This is a genomic window from Propionibacterium acidifaciens (assembly GCF_003798325.1).
Taxonomy (GTDB): Bacteria; Actinomycetota; Actinomycetes; order Propionibacteriales; family Propionibacteriaceae; genus Propionibacterium; species Propionibacterium acidifaciens.
This window is the reverse complement of record NZ_CP033719.1, coordinates 362,212-377,960: the sequence shown is the minus strand read 5'-3', so window position 1 is coordinate 377,960 and position 15,749 is coordinate 362,212. Positions and strand designations below refer to the sequence as shown.

The following is a 15,749-nucleotide window of genomic DNA, read 5'->3' as shown; positions in this document are numbered from 1 at the left end:
AGGTACAGACAGGCCGGACCGGGGGCGGGCGGCCACACCCCACCGACGCTAAACCCGGACACCATCCGGACGCCACCGGCCGAACACCATCCGGACGCGCACCCGCACCATGATCAGGGAGAAGATCAGGGACAACCCCGAGACGAGGCCCGTGGGGTTCGATTCCTTCCGATGGGTCATGACGTTGCGAGTCGCCCCGGTGGCCCGCTCGCAGGTCCGGTGCGACGCCAACAAGGCCACGTCGGCATGGTCGCCTCGGTGGTCCGCTCACGGACGGGTCCGGCGGTGTTCGCAGCGGTCCCGCTGAGGCCGGTTGTCTCGGCATGCTGGTCGGAAAGCGCATGGGGAAGAGCCGCGGCCGGTTGGCGCGTCTCACGGAAGCCGGTGGCTCGGCGCGCCGGCCGGAGGGCGCCCGACTCGGGGCGCGCCGCAGAGTGAGACATGGTCGGGGCGTCCGTGGAGAGTGCTCCGGCCGGGGACGACTCTCGCGGCCGGGCCCCTGCGGACACGTCCTGGTGCGTGTCGCCGAACGGGGCCGGTTCCCGGTCGGTGGGGCCGCCGCCCGTGATGGTCGGGGCGTGTGGCGCCGGAGGCGGGGCGGTTCCGGCCTGCCGTGAGGGACCGTGTTCGGCGTGCGCCGTTCTGGCCGTGGGTCGTCCACGCGTCGACCGCCACCTCGACGGCGGTGTACTCGGCGTGCGCCGTCCGAGAGGGGGCGCACCCTGGCGGGATGTCTCATCTGTGTTCACAGATGTGCAGCTTCATGGCTGTTGAGAGCGCCCAAACCGTTGAAATCTAGCATGATTCATCATCGTCTTGTGCGAGTCGTTCTCTGTCATGATTCACATATGTGATCAATCGGTGTTGCTCACGCGGTTCCTCCGGGGCGATAAAGAGGGTGCGGCCACGGCCCGTGGGCAGCCTCGCGGGGCGGCGGGCGGCCGCAGTCGTCATTCCACGAAGAAGAGGAAGGAACCCCGTCATGGCCATCGTCCGTACGATCACCGGCGACGTCGCGCCCGAGACCCTCGGCGTCGTGAACGCCCACGACCACCTCATCCGCGTCGGCGCGGGCGAGGTCTACATCGACCCCGATCACCTGCTCGACGACGTCGACAAGGCGGCCCAGGAGGCCCGCTACTTCGTCGAGGCCGCCAAGCGCTGGTCGCCCGATGCGACCGTCATCGACATGTGCCCGGCCTCCAGCGGCCGCGGCGTCCTCAAGACCCTCGAGGTCGTCGAGAAGGTCCCCGGCCTCCACGTCGTCCAGGCCACCGGCTTCCACCAGCAGAAGGTCTACCTCGAGTGGCGTCAGAGCTGGGTCAACCAGTACACCGTCAACCAGATCGCCGACCTGCTCATCGCCGACATCGTCGAGGGCATCGACCGCTTCGACTACATGGGCCCGATCGTCGAGCGCACCTCCGTCAAGGCGGGCGTCATCAAGTGGGCCACCGCCTACGGCAGGATCACCGAGTGGGAGCGCAAGTCGGGCAGGGCCGTCGCCATTGCCTCCAAGGAGACCGGCGCGCCGATCAACACCCACGTCACCGCCGGCACCTGCGGCCCCGAGCAGGCCCGCTTCCTGCTGGACGAGGGCGTCGACCCCGCCAAGATCGCCATTGGCCACATCCAGCGCAACTGGGACCCGTGGGTCCAGGAGCAGATCGTCAAGCTCGGCTGCTACGTGGAGCTCGACGGCACCAACCGCATCAAGTACGTGCCCGACAACGCCCGCGTCAACCTGCTCACAGTGCTCGGTGAGAAGGGCTACGGCAAGCAGATCCTGCTCGGCACCGACTCCGGCAAGGCCTCCTACCAGAAGGTCTACGGCTCGGTCTCGGGCATCGACTACGACCCGGCCGTCTTCTGCCCGCGTCTGCTCGACGACGAGGGCTTCGACCCGGCCTACGTCGAGGACCTGCTGATCAACAACGCGCGGGCCTTCTTCGCCTTCGATCCGGTGAGGGGCTGAGCGCATGACGACCCCGCGTCTTCAGATCGCCCTGGACACCCTCGACCTGCCGGCCGCCCTCGGCCCGCTGCAGAAGGCGGCCGGGCACGTCGACGTCATCGAGTGCGGCACCATCCTGGTGCTCTGCGAGGGCTATCACGCGGTACGGGCCATCCGCGCCCTGTTCCCCGACAAGCGGATCCTCGCCGATGTGCGCATTGCCGAGGCGGGCGCCAAGATCTCCCGGCTGGCCTTCGAGGCCGGCGCCGACCTGGTCTCCTGCGTGGCCGGCGCCTCGCTCACGACGATCCAGCAGGTGTGCCGGGTGGCCGCCGAGTTCGGGACCGAGGTGCAGGTCGAGCTGGCCGACGAGTGGTACGACGTCGAGCGCGCCAGGGCCTGGCGCGCCGCCGGCGTCCAGCACGTCATCGTCAAGCGCTCCCGCGACCGCGAGGCCGCCGGGGACCTGAGCTGGAAGCCCGACGACCTCGCCAGGATCGACGAGCTCGCCTCGCTCGGCTTCACCGTGACCATCACTGGCGGCATCTCGCCGAAGGACCTGCCGACCTTCGCCGGGCACCCGGTGGGCATCGTCATCGCCGGTCGCTCCATCGTCGAGGCCGACGACCCGGCCGCGGCGGCCCGCGAGCTCAAGGACACCATCGAGCGGGTGTGGTCATGAGCGGGCTCGTCGACGGCATCACGCTGGGCATCTATGAGAAGGCGCTCGTCGGGAACCCTCTGGCCACAGGCGACGACTGGCGGCGCTTCCTCGAACAGGTGCCGGCAGCGGGCTTCGGCTACCTCGACCTCTCGGTCGACGAGAGCCCCGAGCGCGAGGCCAGGCTCGAGTGGGGTCGGGACACGCGGCTCATGGTCCGCCGCGCCGTCGAGACGGTGGGCACCATGATCGGCGGCATCTGCCTGTCGGTGCACCGGCGGATCGGCCCCGGCTCGGCCGACCCGGAGGTCCGCGAGAGGGCCCGGCAGGTCATGACCCAGGGCCTGCGGCTCTGCCACGACCTGGGCGTCGGGGTCCTCCAGGTGGCCGGCTACTACTGCTACTACGAGGACCCGAACCCCGACGCCGAACGCCACTACGGGCAGCTGCTGGCCGACGCGGTCCCGCTGGCCGCCAGGTTGGGCGTCATCATGGGCATCGAGAACGGCGACGGCACCGACGTGACCTCGGTGCGCAAGGCGATGCAGTTCGTCGAGGCGGTCGACTCCCCGTACCTGCAGGTCTACCCGGACCTCGGCAACATCGCCGAGCAGGGGCTGGACCCCGACGTGGAGCTGGCGGCCGGACGCGGCCACATGGTGGCCCTGCACGCCAAGGACGTGCGCCGGGGGGAGCCCCGACGCGTGGACATGGGCACCGGCATCGTCGACTGGGACCACAGCTTCGAGCTGCTCAGGGCCCAGGGCTGGGCCGGCCGCATGATGATCGAGATGTGGAACGACGACGCCCCGGACTCGGTCGAGCGTTCCGGCCGGGCCCGCGAGTTCATCACCGAGCACCTCGTCAAGGCCGGCATCCCGGTCCTGTGAGGGCGCGCGCCGCGCGCCCCGACCACGTCCGCGCCGCCCCCGGCGGCCGTGTCCGTGAATCCGCGCCCGCCGTCGGCGGACGCTTCCGCAACCAACAGCCACAACACCGCACCGACGTTCGAGGAGGAACGTTCTCATGCTGGAAGCACTCAAGGAAGAGGTGTGCGAGGGCAACATGGCCCTGCCGCGCCACGGTCTGGTCATCTGGACCGGCGGGAACCTGTCGGCCCGCGACCCGCAGACCGGACTCGTCGTCATCAAGCCCTCGGGCGTGCTGTACGACCACATGACCCCCGACGACATGGTCGTCGTCGACCTCGACGGGAAGGTCGTCGAGGGCGACCACGGCCCGTCCTCGGACACGGCCTCGCACCTGTACGTCTACCGGCACCGCGACGACGTGCGCTCGGTCATCCACACGCACTCGACCTTCGCCACCGCCTGGGCCGCCACCGGCCAGCCCATCCCCTGCTGCCTCACCGCCGTCGCCGACGAGTTCGGCGGCCCCGTCCCGTGCGGCGGCTACGCGAACATCGGCACCGAGGAGATCGGCGAGCAGATCATGGCCCACATCGGCGACTCGCCCGCCATCCTGCTCAAGCAGCACGGCGTCTTCACCATCGGGGCCACCATCGAGAAGGCCGTCAAGGCCGCCGTGATGGTCGAGGACGTGGCCCGTACCATCACCTACGCCAAGATCGTCGGCCGGATCGAGGACCTCCCCCCGGAGGCCATCGCCGCCAACCACGACCGCTACATGAACCGCTACGGCACCGCCGCCGCGTCGACGGGGGTGAAGTGATGAGCAAGTACGAGATCTCCACCATCGGCGAGGGCCAGATCCGTCTGACCTGCTTCAAGGGCGAGCGCCTCATGAGCGCCCACCAGCTGCGCATGACCGCGGCCTGCTCCGAGGCGAACGTCGCCGGCCTGCTCAGCCAGCTCGGCCGCCGGGCCGCATGGGCCTCCGTGATGCCCCGCGGCGAGCTCGCCGACCGCGTCATCAACGAGTTCCGCGGCGTGGGCGTCGACGTCTCCAACGTCGTCATCAAGCCCGACGGCCGTGTCGCGCTCTACTTCATGGAGCCCGGCGAGTACCCGATGCCGGCGAAGGTGGTCTACGACCGCGAGCACACGCCCTTCCGCTCGGTGACGAGCGCCGACCTGAACTGGGACGACATGCTCGACACCGAGCTGGTGTTCGTCACCGGCATCACCGCCGCCCTGACCACGAACACCGCCGAGGTCGTCACCGAGTTCGTCGACCGGGCCGCGGACCGGGGCGTGCGCATCGCCCTCGACGTGAACCACCGCTCGCTGCTGTGGGACACCGGTCGTGCGCGCGAGGTGCTCGAGCCGATCGCCCGCAAGTCGAGCATCGTGTTCTGCTCCCGCCGCGACGGCGAGGCCGTCTTCGGCGTGCGGGCCCGGGGTCAGGGCGCCTGCTCCGCGCTGCGCGAGCTGTTCGGCGTGCCCACGGTCGTCTCCACCGACCAGGTCGACGGCGTCTACCTGTCCGACGAGACCCGGGGCGACCGGACCTTCGAGGTCACCCGGGTTCCGGTCCTCGACCGGCCCGGCGCCGGGGACTCGTTCGTCGCGGGCACCCTGCACGGATTCCTGGCAGGGGACGTCGCGCAGGGCATCCGCTACGGGCAGCGCACCAGCGCCTTCGCCCTGACCCACTACGGCGACCTGACGCGCCTGTCGCCGAGCGAGCTCGACATCCCGACCACCACCGACATCGTCCGCTGAGCCGGCGCCCGCGGCCGCTCCCGGGGCCGTGCCCCGGGGGCGGGACGTCATTCCCCGCCGAAGCACAGAAAGGATCGACCATGAGTGCTGAGAATGCGGAGCAGAGCGCTCTGCAGCAGATCGACTCCCGGCCGTTGACCGGCCATCAGAAAAGCCTCATCGGGCTCGCCATCGTCGGGAACATCTCCGAGTTCTTCGACATGTTCCTCATCGGATTCGTCGTCTCCCTGCTCACCAAGCCCTGGAAGCTGACCGGCACCGAGACGGGCGTCATCCTCGCCTGCTCGGGTCTGGGCACCGTCGTGGGCGCGATCATGTGGGGCCGCCTGGCCGACAAGATCGGTCGGCGGCGCACCTTCTTCCGGTGCGTCCTGCTGTTCGTCGTGTTCACCATCGTCTCGGCCTTCACCCCCGACCGGGGGTGGATCATGCTCGCCGTGCTGCGCGTCGGCGTCGGCATCGGCGTCGGAGGGCTGAACATCACCTCGATCCCGTACGTGCAGGAGTTCGTGCCGGCCAGGCAGCGCGGCCTGCTGTCCGGGCTGGCCTCGGTGTTCATCCCGTTCGGCCTGTTCCTCGGCTCCCTGGCCCAGAAGGCCTTCCACGAGAACTGGCGCCTGCTCATCGCCCTCGGCGCGCTGCCGGTGTTCCTGCTCATCTGGATCCGCGCGGTGCCCGAGTCCCCGCGCTTCCTCCAGACGAAGGGGCGCACGGAGGAGGCGCGCGCCTCGCTCGCCTGGGCGCTGGAGATCCCCGTCGAGCAGCTGGGCTCCCTGCCCGAGCTGGCCGAGAGGACCTCGGCCTCGTACCCGACGCTGTTCCGCAAGCACCTCAAGGCGCTCGTCATCGTGACGCTCGGCTCGTTCTGCTTCATCCTCGGCTCCTTCACCGTGCAGTCCTGGGGCCAGACACTGCTCCAGACCGGCTACGCCAAGAGCGCGAGCACGGTGGGCACGCTGTTCATGTTCGTCTCCCTCGTCGACCTGCTGGGCCGGCTCGGCTCGGCATGGCTCGCCGACCTCATCGGCCGTCGCCGGACGATGTTCCTCTACGGCCTGCTCGGCGCGGCCGGCTCGCTCGTCGTGGCCTTCTCGGCGCACCTGCAGGCGAGCTGGGTGATCTTCTTCATCGGGATCCTCATGACGATGGGCTTCGGCGACGGCGCCTTCGGCATCCTCAACGCCTTCGGCGGCGAGCAGTTCCCCAACGACGTGCGCTCCACCGGCCTCGGCCTGGGCTACGGCATCGGCTCGAGCGCCAAGATCTTCGGGCCCGCCCTCATGGGCGCGATGATCGGTGGCGACGCGGTGCAGCAGAACGTCACGCTCGACGCGGTGTTCCCGGCCTTCGTGCTGTTCGCCGTGCTGCTGCTGCTCGGCGGCATCATCTACCTGTTCGCCAAGGAGACGAAGGGGGTCGCCCTGGAGGAGATCTGAGCGAGCGCTCCCCGAACCGGGGCCGGGCCCGTCGTCTGTCCCTCCCGCGGCGTCCGGTTCCCGGGCGGACGCCGCTGCGGAGCGGGGGACCCCTAGGCTGTGGGCGGAAGGACGATCCCACATGACGACTTTTCTCATCATCGGTGCCGTGGGCGTGGCCCTGCTGCTCGCCGCGCTCGTCATCGGCGACGTGCTCGACGGCCTCCTCGGCTCGGCCGAGGGCGTCTTCGACTCCGACGTCTTCTCCACGGCGGGCCTGGCCGGCCTCGTGGGGGGCTTCGGCTTCGGCGGCGCCATCGGCCTGGGCACGAGCGGCCTCGTGCCGGTCGGCGTCCTGACGGGTCTCGTGCTCGGCGTCGCCCTGGCCTACGGCTCCACGCGGCTCACCCGGGTGCTGCGCCGCCAGGGCAGCTCCAACACGGTGCGCACCGACTCGCTCGTCGGCGCCGAGGCGAGCGTCATCACCGCGATCCCCGCCGACGGCTACGGCCGGATCCGGCTCTCCCACAACGGGCATCTGCTCACCGTCTCGGCCCGAGCGACGACGGACATCGCGGCGGGGGAGCGCGTGTGGATCAGCGAGGTCCTCACCCCGACCGCCGTCGGCGTGCGCCCGATCGACGCTCTGCCGGCCCCCGACGCGGGCGGCGGCGCGGACCGGTGACTGCTCCGGAGGACACCGGGCTCTGGACGCCTCTGGCGTGTCGCCGTCCCGTTCCGCTAGTGTGCTTCGGTTCGTCAACCCTCAAGGAGAACAGTTGAACAGCATCATTCTCGCGATCATCGGCGTGATCGTGCTCCTCATACTCATCGGTCTGCTCATCGCGAGCCGCTACCGCGTCGCCGGCCCCAACGAGGCCTTCATCGTCACGGGCCGTCGCGGCAAGGAGGTCATCAACCCCGAGACCGGCATCGTGTCCACAGACCTGTCCGGTCAGAAGGTCGTCATGGGCGGCGGGGTCTTCGTCATCCCCTTCGTCCAGCACCTGTACGTCATGGACCTGTCCAGCCGCCGCATCATGGTCCAGATCCGGGGCGCCGTCTCCGGCCAGGGCATCAAGCTCAACCTCGACGGCGTGGCCATCGTCAAGGTGGGCGGCAACGAGGACTCGATCCGGGCCGCCGCCCAGCGCTTCCTCGCCCAGCAGGACGAGATCGAGTCCTTCACCCAGGAGACCCTCGCCGGCTCGCTGCGCTCCATCGTCGGCGGCCTCACCGTCGAGCAGATCATCCGCGACCGCGCGGCCTTCGCCCAGCGCGTCGCCGACGAGTCCGAGGCCTCCCTCACCGGCCAGGGCCTGGTGCTGGACACCTTCCAGATCCAGGACATCACCGACGACGGTACCTACCTCACCGATCTCGGCCGTCCCGAGGCCGCCAAGGTGCAGCAGCTCGCCGCCGTCGCCGAGGCCTCCTCCCGGCAGGAGGCCGAGCAGGCCCGCATCGCCGCTCAGCAGGAGATCGCCGTCTCCGAGCGCGCGCTCATGCTGAAGCAGGCCGAGATCAAGGCCGAGACCGATGCGGCCGCCGCCCAGGCGGCGGCCGCCGGGCCGCTCGCGCAGGCCGACCGCGACCAGGCCATCCTGACCGAGCAGGAGAAGGTGGCCGTGCGCCAGGCGGCCCTCAAGGACCGCCAGCTCGACACCGAGGTCCGCAAGCCTGCCGACGCCGAGCGCTACCGCATGGAGACCGAGGCCGAGGGCCGCAAGAACGCCGAGATCTTCGAGGCCGAGGCCGCCAAGGCCGCCGCCATCGCCGCCGCCGAGGCCGACGCCGAGAAGGCGCGCCTCGTCGGCGTCGGCGACAAGTCCCGCCGCACTGCCCTCGCCGAGGCGGCCGCCATCGAGGGCGCCAGGCAGGGCGAGGCCGAGAAGGCCCTCCGCCTCGCCGCCGCCGAGGCCGTCCGCGCCGAGGGCGAGGCCCAGGCCGCGTCCATCCTCGCCACCGGCCAGGCGGAGGCCGAGGCCATGAACAAGAAGGCCGACGCCTACGCCCGCTACAACGACGCCGCCGTCGTCGAGATGCTCGTCAACGCGCTGCCGCAGGTGGCCGAGAAGATCGCCGCCCCCATGAGCGGCATCGACAAGTACACGGTCATCAGCGCCGATGGCGCCGGGTCCGGCCCCAAGCAGGTCACCGGCACCGTCGTCGAGACTCTCGAGATGGTCAAGAACGCCACCGGCATCGACCTCCAGGAGCTCGTCGCGCGCTACGTCGACAGGCGCGGCGGGGACGACCAGCAGGCCCAGTGACAACGGCGCCCCGGCCGCCCGACGGGAGCGGCCGGGGCGGCGCCGCCGTCGGTGGAGGGGCCCGCCGGGCCCCTCCACGGGTCCGTGACGGCCCGGCGATGGACCGTCCCCGCTCCCCGTCATCCGTCCCATCATCCGTCGTCGCGGGCCCGAGCCGCCCCTCGCGGGGGCCGGCGGGCCCGTCGGGTTCGTAAGATGGTTCCGTGACTTCCCCGCACGAGCCCCGACGCCGCGCCGCGCAGCGGCCCCGGAGGGCCCTCGACCGGAGCGCGGCTCCGGCCGAATCGCTGCGCGCCCAGTGGTCGCGGCGGCCGTGGTACCGCGCCGTGGTCGCAGCGGCAGTGCTCGTCCTCGTCATCGTTCTCGTCGTCGTCCGCTGCACCGGCCCTCACGGCGGCCCGGAGCCGCCGGCCGCGGGCCCCACCGGCACGGGTACGACCAGTGGTACGGACGTCGCCAGTTTGAGCGCGGGTACCGCGGTGAGCATCGGCGGTTCGGCGGGAGCCGGTGACGCCCCGCTGCCGACCGCCGTGACCGGCGATCCGACGACCGCGACGGTCATCGTCGACGGCGTGACCCTCAAGGCCTCCCGCGACGACCTGGGGTACTGGCACTCGAACATCACCTCGACCGGGCAGTGGCAGGTGGCCGACCTGGACGTCGCCCCCTCCCAACGGACCGCCACCGTGCACAGCTACTCGGTGAAGGTCGAGCAGGGCCTGCCCCTGGACGTCGAGGCCACCGCCACCCAGATCTCCTCGATCCTCAACGACGAGCGGGGCTGGACAGGCTACCAGGACAACAGCTTCCAACTCGTCTCGGACCCCGACCAGGCGGACTTCACGATCTACGTCGGCAGCGCCGGCACCGTCGACGAGCTGTGCCAGCCCGACGACACGCGGGGCCTGGTGGACTGCCGCAACGGCAACAGGGTGGCGCTCAACGTCGACCGCTGGCTGTTCGCCGCGCCGCCCTACGCCGGCCAGACCGTCGACGCCTACCGCACCTACCTGGTCAACCACGAGGTCGGCCACTACATCGGCTTCGGGCACGTGCCCTGCCCCGGGGCGGGGCAGCCGGCCCCGATCATGCTGCAGCAGACCATCGACCTGCAGGGCTGCGTGCCGGCCTGGTGGCCGGCCGAGGTGGGCTACGACTGATCGTCCGGTCGGGCGTCGGCGGCGGGCCGAGCGCCCGACCCGGTGAGTTCGATCCCGGCCGCCGCCATGGCGTCCCGGGCGGCCCGCCCCTGTTCGGGGGTGACCGGCTCGGTGAGGTCGGTCAGCACGCGCACCCGGTAGCCGCGCGCCGCCGCGTCGAGGGCGGTGTCCTTGACGCAGTGCGACTCGGCGAGGCCGACGACGTCGACGTCGGTGATCCGGCGGGAGCGGAGCACCTCGTCCAGACCGGTACCGTCATCGGTGACGCCCTCGAAGCCGGAGTAGGCAGCGGCGTACTGGCCCTTGCGCACCCGGGCGTCCGGGCGGAGCCCCGCCAGGGCCGGGTGGAGCTCGGCCTCCTCGCTCCCTGCGATGCCGTGGGGAGGCCAGCTGTCGACGAAGTCGGGGGTCGGGGAGAAGTGCGCCCCCGGATCGACGTGCCAGTCCTGGGTGGTGACCACCAGGGCGTAGTCGCCGCGGCGGGAGAGGGCGTACTCGGCGATGCGCCCCGCGACGGCGTCGCCCCCGGGAACGGCCAGGGCGCCGCCCTCGCAGAAGGTCGGCTGGACGTCGACGACGAGAAGGGCGCGGGGATTCTGCTGCGTGACGCTCATGAGGGGAGTCTATCCGTCTGACGCGCAGACGGTCGGGGCTGTGGGGCGCCACCGGGCTCGTCGGGGGATCATCCGCGCAGGCGGCCCCGATCGGAAGATGCCCCGACTGGCCCGAGCCCTGCGGACGGGCCCGTCTCAGCCGCGCTCCCAGGCTGTGCCGTCCACGCGGGCCCCCGACAGGAGGGCCCTGATCGCCGCCCGGTCGGGTTTGCCCGAGGCGAGCATCGGCAGCTCGTCGAACCGTCCGATGACCCGCGGCGCGCGCTCGCGCCCGATCGCCCGGCCGACCGCGTCGCGCAGCCCGGCGGCGTCGAGGCCCCCGGGTGCGACGACGGCGGCGGCGACGAGACGACCCCAGCGCTCGTCGTCGAGTCCGACGACGACGCAGCGGCTCACGAGCCCGGTGCCCAGGACCGCCTCCGCCACGGCGGGAGCGCTGATCTTGAGACCTCCGCTCACGATGACGTCGTCGACGCGCCCGTCGACCGCGAGCCTCCCTCCGGACATCGAGCCGAGATCGCTCGTGGCCAGCCACCGCCCCCCGCCCAGGACGCGCACGCCGGGCTCCCCGTCGAGGTAGTCGCTCATCACCATCGGCCCGCTGAGCCAGACCCGGCCCCCGGGGCGCCCGTCCGGCCCGTCCCCGCCGTCGGGCGGGCCGAACGCCACCCGCACCCCGGGCAGCGGGAGCCCGTCGTGGACGCAGCCGCCGCAGGTCTCGCTCATGCCGTAGCTCAGGCGCAGCGTCAGCCCGGCGTCCCGGGACGCCGCGACGAGCGGGGCCGGCGTCGTCGCCCCGCCGACGAGCACGGACGCCGCCCCGGTCAGGGCCCCGACCGCCGCGTCGTCGGCGAGCGCATCGGCGAGCTGGGTGGGTACGAGCGAGACGTGGACGCGCCCGTGCGGGTCGCGCCGGGCCGCCTCCCCGACGGCCCGGGCGATGCGCTCCGGCGTGGCCCGATGCTCGACGACGACCGGCTCGCGGCCCGCCAGTACCGACCGTACGATCACCTGGAGCCCGGCGATGTGGTGCGGCGGCAGCGCCAGCACCCAGGTGCCGGGCCCGCCCAGGGACTCGTCGGTGGCGGCGGCCGAGGCGCGCAGCTGCGCGCCCGACAGACCGACGAGCCGGCCGCTGCCGCTCGTCGAGCCGGAGGTGCGCATCACCAGGCGCGCCCCGTCCGGCCGGCGGACGGTCCGCGCGGCGGCGTCGACGGCCAGCGCGGCGGCGTCCTCGTCGGGGCCGGCGGGCAGCAGGAGCGGGCCGTCCTCGCCGGCCAGGAGCGGTTCCAGCGCCCGCGCGAGCGCCCGCGCCGAGGCTCCGGTGCGCGCCGCGACGAGGACGCGGGGCGATGCTGCGGGGGAGCCGGGCATCAGGGGAGGGGCATCAGAAGTAGTACGGGTACGGCGACCAGTCCGGCGCGCGGTGCTGGAGGAAGGCGTCGCGGCCCTCCTGGGCCTCGGCGGTCATGTAGGCGAGCCGGGTCGCCTCGCCGGCGAAGGCCTGCTGGCCGGCGATGCCGTCGTCGATCATGTTGAACGCGTACTTGAGCATGCGGATCGACTGCGGCGACTTGGTGGCGACCGTCAGGCCCCATCCGATCGCGGTCTCCTCGAGCTCGGCGTGCGGCACCACCGCGTTGACGACGCCCCAGGCCTCGGCCTCGGTCGGGGTGTAGGGCTCGGCGAGGTAGAAGATCCGCCGGGCGCGCTTGTCCCCGATCTGTCGGGCCAGCAGGCCGGCGCCGTAGCCGGCGTCGAAGGAGCCGACGTCGGCGTCCACCTGCTTGAAGATCGCGTGCTCGGCGCTGGCGACGGCCAGGTCGCAGACGACCATGAGCGAGTGCCCGCCGCCGGTCGTCCAGCCGCCGACCGCCGCGATGATGGGTTTCGGGGTGGACCGCATGAGGCGCTGCACCTCGAGGATGTGCATGCGGGCGCGCCGGCCCCGGTCGATGCGCGCGGCCCGCTGGGGCGTCATGCCCTGCTCGAGCCCCTCGTGGCCGGCGCCGTGCGGGGTCTCGTCGGGCTGGTACTGGTAGCCGTCGGCGCCGCGCTGCAACTGGTTCCCGCCCGAGGAGAAGGCGTGCCCGCCGTCCCTGGAGGAGGGGCCGTTGCCGGTGAGGATGATGGCCGCGACGTCGGGCGTGGAGCGGGCGTCGTCGATGCACCGGTACAGCTCGTCGACGGTCTGCGGGCCGAAGGCGTTGCGCAGCTCCGGGCGGTCGAAGGCGATGCGCACCACCGGAAGGTCGTGGCCGGCCGGGGCGCCGTCGACCTCGCCGCGCGAGACGAGGCGGTGGTAGGTGGTCTCGCGCAGCGGGACGTCATCGGGCCGGGCCTCGCGCCAGCGCGCTGCGTCGAAGGTGTCGGAAACGCCGGGAAGACTGCTCATGGGCCGAAGCTATCACCCGCCCCGCCGGAGGCCGGGCCCGATGGGCCGTCAGACGTTCTCCGCCGGCCGGCCCGCGGCGTAGACGTTGTCGAGCTCGCGGCCCTGCTCGTCGAGGATGATCGTCGGGACGGCCGGCTCGGCGTTCGAGATGCGCTGGGCGTCGATCGGCAGCTCGGCGCGGGCGGCCTCGTGCCGGTCGCGGGCGTCCTGCAGGGGCTCGGCGCCGACGGCCTCGCCGTTGCGCACGAGGTCGACGAGCAGCGTGCGGTCGCCCGAGTCGGCGCGTGGGGCGGCGTTGACGCCGATCACCTCGGCCTGGGCCTTCCCCCGCTCGTCGATGGAGCGCAGCGCGAACTTGCGGCCGCCGATCGTCCTCTTGTTCGCCGACTTCTTCGCCACGTCGATGAGCGGCGCGTCGGGGGAGTCGGCGGTGGCGCGGGCGACGAGCTTGTAGACGAAGCCGCACGTGGGATGCCCCGAGCCGGTGACCAGGGAGGTGCCGACGCCGAAGCCGTCGACGGGGGCGCCGCGCAGGGCGGCGATCTGGTACTCGTCGAGGTCGTTCGTCACGATGATCCGCGTGCTCGTCGCGCCGAGCCGGTCGAGCAGCTCGCGCACGTGGGTGACCTCGGTGAACAGATCGCCCGAGTCGATGCGCACGCCGCCGAGGGCGCCGCCGGTCAGCTCGACGGCCTTCTCGATCGCGGCGTCGATGTCGTAGGTGTCGACGAGCAGCGTCGTGTCCTCGCCGAGCCACTCGAGCTGGGCGCCGAAGGCCTCGGCCTCGGAGTCGAAGAGCATCGTGAACGCGTGGGCCGCGGTGCCCGACACGGGGATGCCCCAGGTGCGGCCCGCCTCGAGGTCGGAGGTGGAGCTGAAGCCGGCGATCCAGGCGGCGCGGGCGGCCGCGACGGCTGAGGCCTCGTGAGTGCGCCGGGCGCCGAACTCGGCGATCGGGCGGCCCTGGGCGGCCATCGTCATGCGGGAGGCGGCCGCGGCGATCGCGCAGTCGTGGTTGTAGATCGACAGCAGCAGCGTCTCGAGGAGCACGACCTCGGCGAACGAGCCCTCGACCTGCAGCAGGGGGGAGCCGCCGAAGTAGAGCTCGCCCTCGGGGTAGCCGACGATGTCGCCGTGGAAGCGGTAGCCGGCCAGGTACTCGGCGAGGGCGTCGTCGGCGACGCCCTCGCGCAGCAGGTAGTCGATCTCCTCGTCGCCGAAGCGGAAGTCGGCGAGGGCCGCGAGGGCGCGCCCGACCCCGGCCACGACGCCGTACGAGCGGCCCTGGGGCAGGCGGCGGGGGAACAGCTCGAAGAGCACGTGGCGGTTGGCCCGGCTCGCGTGGAGGGCGGCTTTGACCATCGTGAGCTCGTACATGTCGGTGAGCAGTGACGTTGTGGGCATGGGGCCACCCTACGGCGCGGCGCCCGGCGTCCGACGCCGATGTCGATCCATGGTCGGAAAGCAGTGCCGGGCCGGCCCGTTCCCCGTGGCCACGGGGCCGGACCGTCCCCCCGGCCGGGGCGCCGGCCCCGGTTGACTCGTGAGACAGAATGGAACCATGATGGAAGCTCCCCCTCAGGCGCCCAGCGGCGGTACCGCCCTCGTCGAGCGTCCTGCCGAGGAGGCCGTGGGCAATCGCAGCTGGGTGACGATCGTCTGGGACGACCCCGTGAACCTCATGAGCTACGTCACCCATGTCTTCTGCACCTACTTCCACTACTCGCGCGACCGCGCCGAGCGCCTCATGATGCAGGTGCACATGGAGGGCAGGGCGGTCGTCAGCTCCGGGAGCCGCGAGCGGATGGAGCGCGACGTCAACGCCATGCACGGCTTCGGCCTGTGGGCCACCGTCGGCAGGGGCGAGTAGTGCACTCCTTCCGCCGCCGCCGCGGGCAGCTCACCTGCACCTTCGAGGCCGCCGAGCTCAGCGTCATGACGAGCCTCGTCGACCAGTTCATGGAACTGCTCACCGGCGACGACATGCCCCCCAGGACGACGAACGGGTTGGGGGAGCAGGACCTCTTCGCCGAGCTCGAGCGCGAGCTCAACGACCCGCCGACCGACGACTTCCGCCGCAACCCCGACGTCGACCCGGCCCTGCGGCGGCTCTTCCCCGACGCCTACCAGAACGATCCGCAGGCCTCGTCCGAGTTCCGCCGCTTCAGTCTCGCCGAGCAGCGCGACGCCAAGCTCGACGCCGCCGTGGCGATGCTCTCCGATCTCAACCAGGTGGGCGGCGACATGCGCTGCGCCGTGCCGGACGAGCACATCGACGCCTGGCTCAAGACCCTCACCGCCGTGCGCCTGGCCCTGTCGGTGCGTCTGGGCATCCTCACCGCCGACGACGCCGACCGGCTCGCCGAGCTGCCCGAGGACGACCCGATGGCCGCCGTCTTCTCGGTCTACGAATGGCTCGGCTGGGTGCAGGAGTCCCTCCTCGACTGCCTCCACTGACCCCCCACCGGGCAGGGGGCCGGGCCCGTGCCATGGACCGTCGGCGGCGGGGACCCGACTCCCGGGCCGGTCGGGGACCGGCCCGCCGCCATGGCCGACGATGCGGGCCCGCCGGTACGGGACGCGGATCCGGGGTGCGATGCGCGCGGCCCGCCGTCGCCGGCCCGGGGCCCGC

At 72.1% G+C, this 15,749-nt stretch carries 15 protein-coding genes; 11 read left to right on the top strand and 4 right to left on the bottom strand.

Annotated features, from left to right (window positions below; all coding sequences use genetic code 11):
• Nucleotides 1-982: 982 nt before the first annotated feature.
• From EGX94_RS01635 to EGX94_RS01595, 9 genes are all read left to right on the top strand, one after another.
• Nucleotides 983-1,975, top strand: a complete 993-nt coding sequence (locus EGX94_RS01635; protein ID WP_021796902.1) for a phosphotriesterase family protein — start codon at nucleotides 983-985, stop codon at nucleotides 1,973-1,975.
• Nucleotides 1,976-1,979: 4 nt separating this feature from the next.
• Complete coding sequence (locus EGX94_RS01630; RefSeq protein ID WP_021796903.1) at nucleotides 1,980-2,636, top strand: 3-dehydro-L-gulonate-6-phosphate decarboxylase; 657 nt, start codon at nucleotides 1,980-1,982, stop codon at nucleotides 2,634-2,636.
• A complete protein-coding gene (locus tag EGX94_RS01625; protein WP_043120651.1) occupies nucleotides 2,633-3,505 on the top strand; it encodes an L-ribulose-5-phosphate 3-epimerase in 873 nt (290 codons plus the stop codon). The genes EGX94_RS01630 and EGX94_RS01625 overlap by 4 nt, the downstream gene beginning before the upstream one ends.
• A 136-nt stretch (nucleotides 3,506-3,641) precedes the next feature.
• Complete coding sequence (locus EGX94_RS01620; RefSeq protein WP_021796904.1) at nucleotides 3,642-4,307, top strand: L-ribulose-5-phosphate 4-epimerase; 666 nt, start codon at nucleotides 3,642-3,644, stop codon at nucleotides 4,305-4,307.
• On the top strand, nucleotides 4,307-5,260 hold the full coding sequence (locus EGX94_RS01615) for a sugar kinase (protein WP_043120650.1): 954 nt from the start codon (nucleotides 4,307-4,309) through the stop codon (nucleotides 5,258-5,260). Before EGX94_RS01620 ends, EGX94_RS01615 begins: the two co-directional genes overlap by 1 nt.
• Nucleotides 5,261-5,340: 80 nt before the next feature.
• Complete coding sequence (locus EGX94_RS01610) at nucleotides 5,341-6,696, top strand: MFS transporter (RefSeq protein ID WP_021796905.1); 1,356 nt, start codon at nucleotides 5,341-5,343, stop codon at nucleotides 6,694-6,696.
• 121 nt (nucleotides 6,697-6,817) lie between these two features.
• A complete protein-coding gene (locus tag EGX94_RS13985) occupies nucleotides 6,818-7,360 on the top strand; it encodes an NfeD family protein (protein WP_021796911.1) in 543 nt (180 codons plus the stop codon).
• A 94-nt stretch (nucleotides 7,361-7,454) separates the two neighbouring features.
• Nucleotides 7,455-8,948: a flotillin family protein gene (locus tag EGX94_RS01600; protein WP_021796907.1), complete on the top strand. Its 1,494-nt coding sequence runs from the start codon at nucleotides 7,455-7,457 to the stop codon at nucleotides 8,946-8,948.
• Nucleotides 8,949-9,151: 203 nt separating this feature from the next.
• Complete coding sequence (locus tag EGX94_RS01595) at nucleotides 9,152-10,108, top strand: DUF3152 domain-containing protein (RefSeq protein ID WP_021796906.1); 957 nt, start codon at nucleotides 9,152-9,154, stop codon at nucleotides 10,106-10,108.
• Here EGX94_RS01595 and EGX94_RS01590 read toward each other — a convergent pair.
• From EGX94_RS01590 to EGX94_RS01575, 4 genes are all read right to left on the bottom strand, one after another.
• Nucleotides 10,099-10,722: an isochorismatase family protein gene (locus EGX94_RS01590; RefSeq protein WP_021796910.1), complete on the bottom strand. Its 624-nt coding sequence runs from the start codon at nucleotides 10,720-10,722 to the stop codon at nucleotides 10,099-10,101. The two genes, EGX94_RS01595 and EGX94_RS01590, sit on opposite strands and share 10 nt — an antisense overlap.
• Nucleotides 10,723-10,857: 135 nt before the next feature.
• On the bottom strand, nucleotides 10,858-12,096 hold the full coding sequence (locus EGX94_RS01585) for an AMP-binding protein (RefSeq protein WP_123825813.1): 1,239 nt from the start codon (nucleotides 12,094-12,096) through the stop codon (nucleotides 10,858-10,860).
• Between the two features lie 13 nt (nucleotides 12,097-12,109).
• Nucleotides 12,110-13,117, bottom strand: a complete 1,008-nt coding sequence (locus EGX94_RS01580; RefSeq protein WP_021798549.1) for a 1,4-dihydroxy-2-naphthoyl-CoA synthase — start codon at nucleotides 13,115-13,117, stop codon at nucleotides 12,110-12,112.
• Between the two features lie 48 nt (nucleotides 13,118-13,165).
• Complete coding sequence (locus EGX94_RS01575; RefSeq protein WP_021798550.1) at nucleotides 13,166-14,521, bottom strand: nicotinate phosphoribosyltransferase; 1,356 nt, start codon at nucleotides 14,519-14,521, stop codon at nucleotides 13,166-13,168.
• Between the two features lie 157 nt (nucleotides 14,522-14,678).
• On the opposite strand from EGX94_RS01575, the gene clpS reads away from it, so the two are divergent.
• Both clpS and EGX94_RS01565 read left to right on the top strand, forming a co-directional pair.
• A complete protein-coding gene (gene clpS / locus EGX94_RS01570; RefSeq protein ID WP_028706849.1) occupies nucleotides 14,679-14,987 on the top strand; it encodes an ATP-dependent Clp protease adapter ClpS in 309 nt (102 codons plus the stop codon).
• The gene (locus tag EGX94_RS01565; protein WP_021798548.1) at nucleotides 14,987-15,574 is read left to right on the top strand and encodes a DUF2017 domain-containing protein; all 588 of its coding nucleotides are present in this window, start codon (nucleotides 14,987-14,989) and stop codon (nucleotides 15,572-15,574) included. The genes clpS and EGX94_RS01565 overlap by 1 nt, the downstream gene beginning before the upstream one ends.
• The last annotated feature ends 175 nt before the right edge of the window (nucleotides 15,575-15,749 follow it).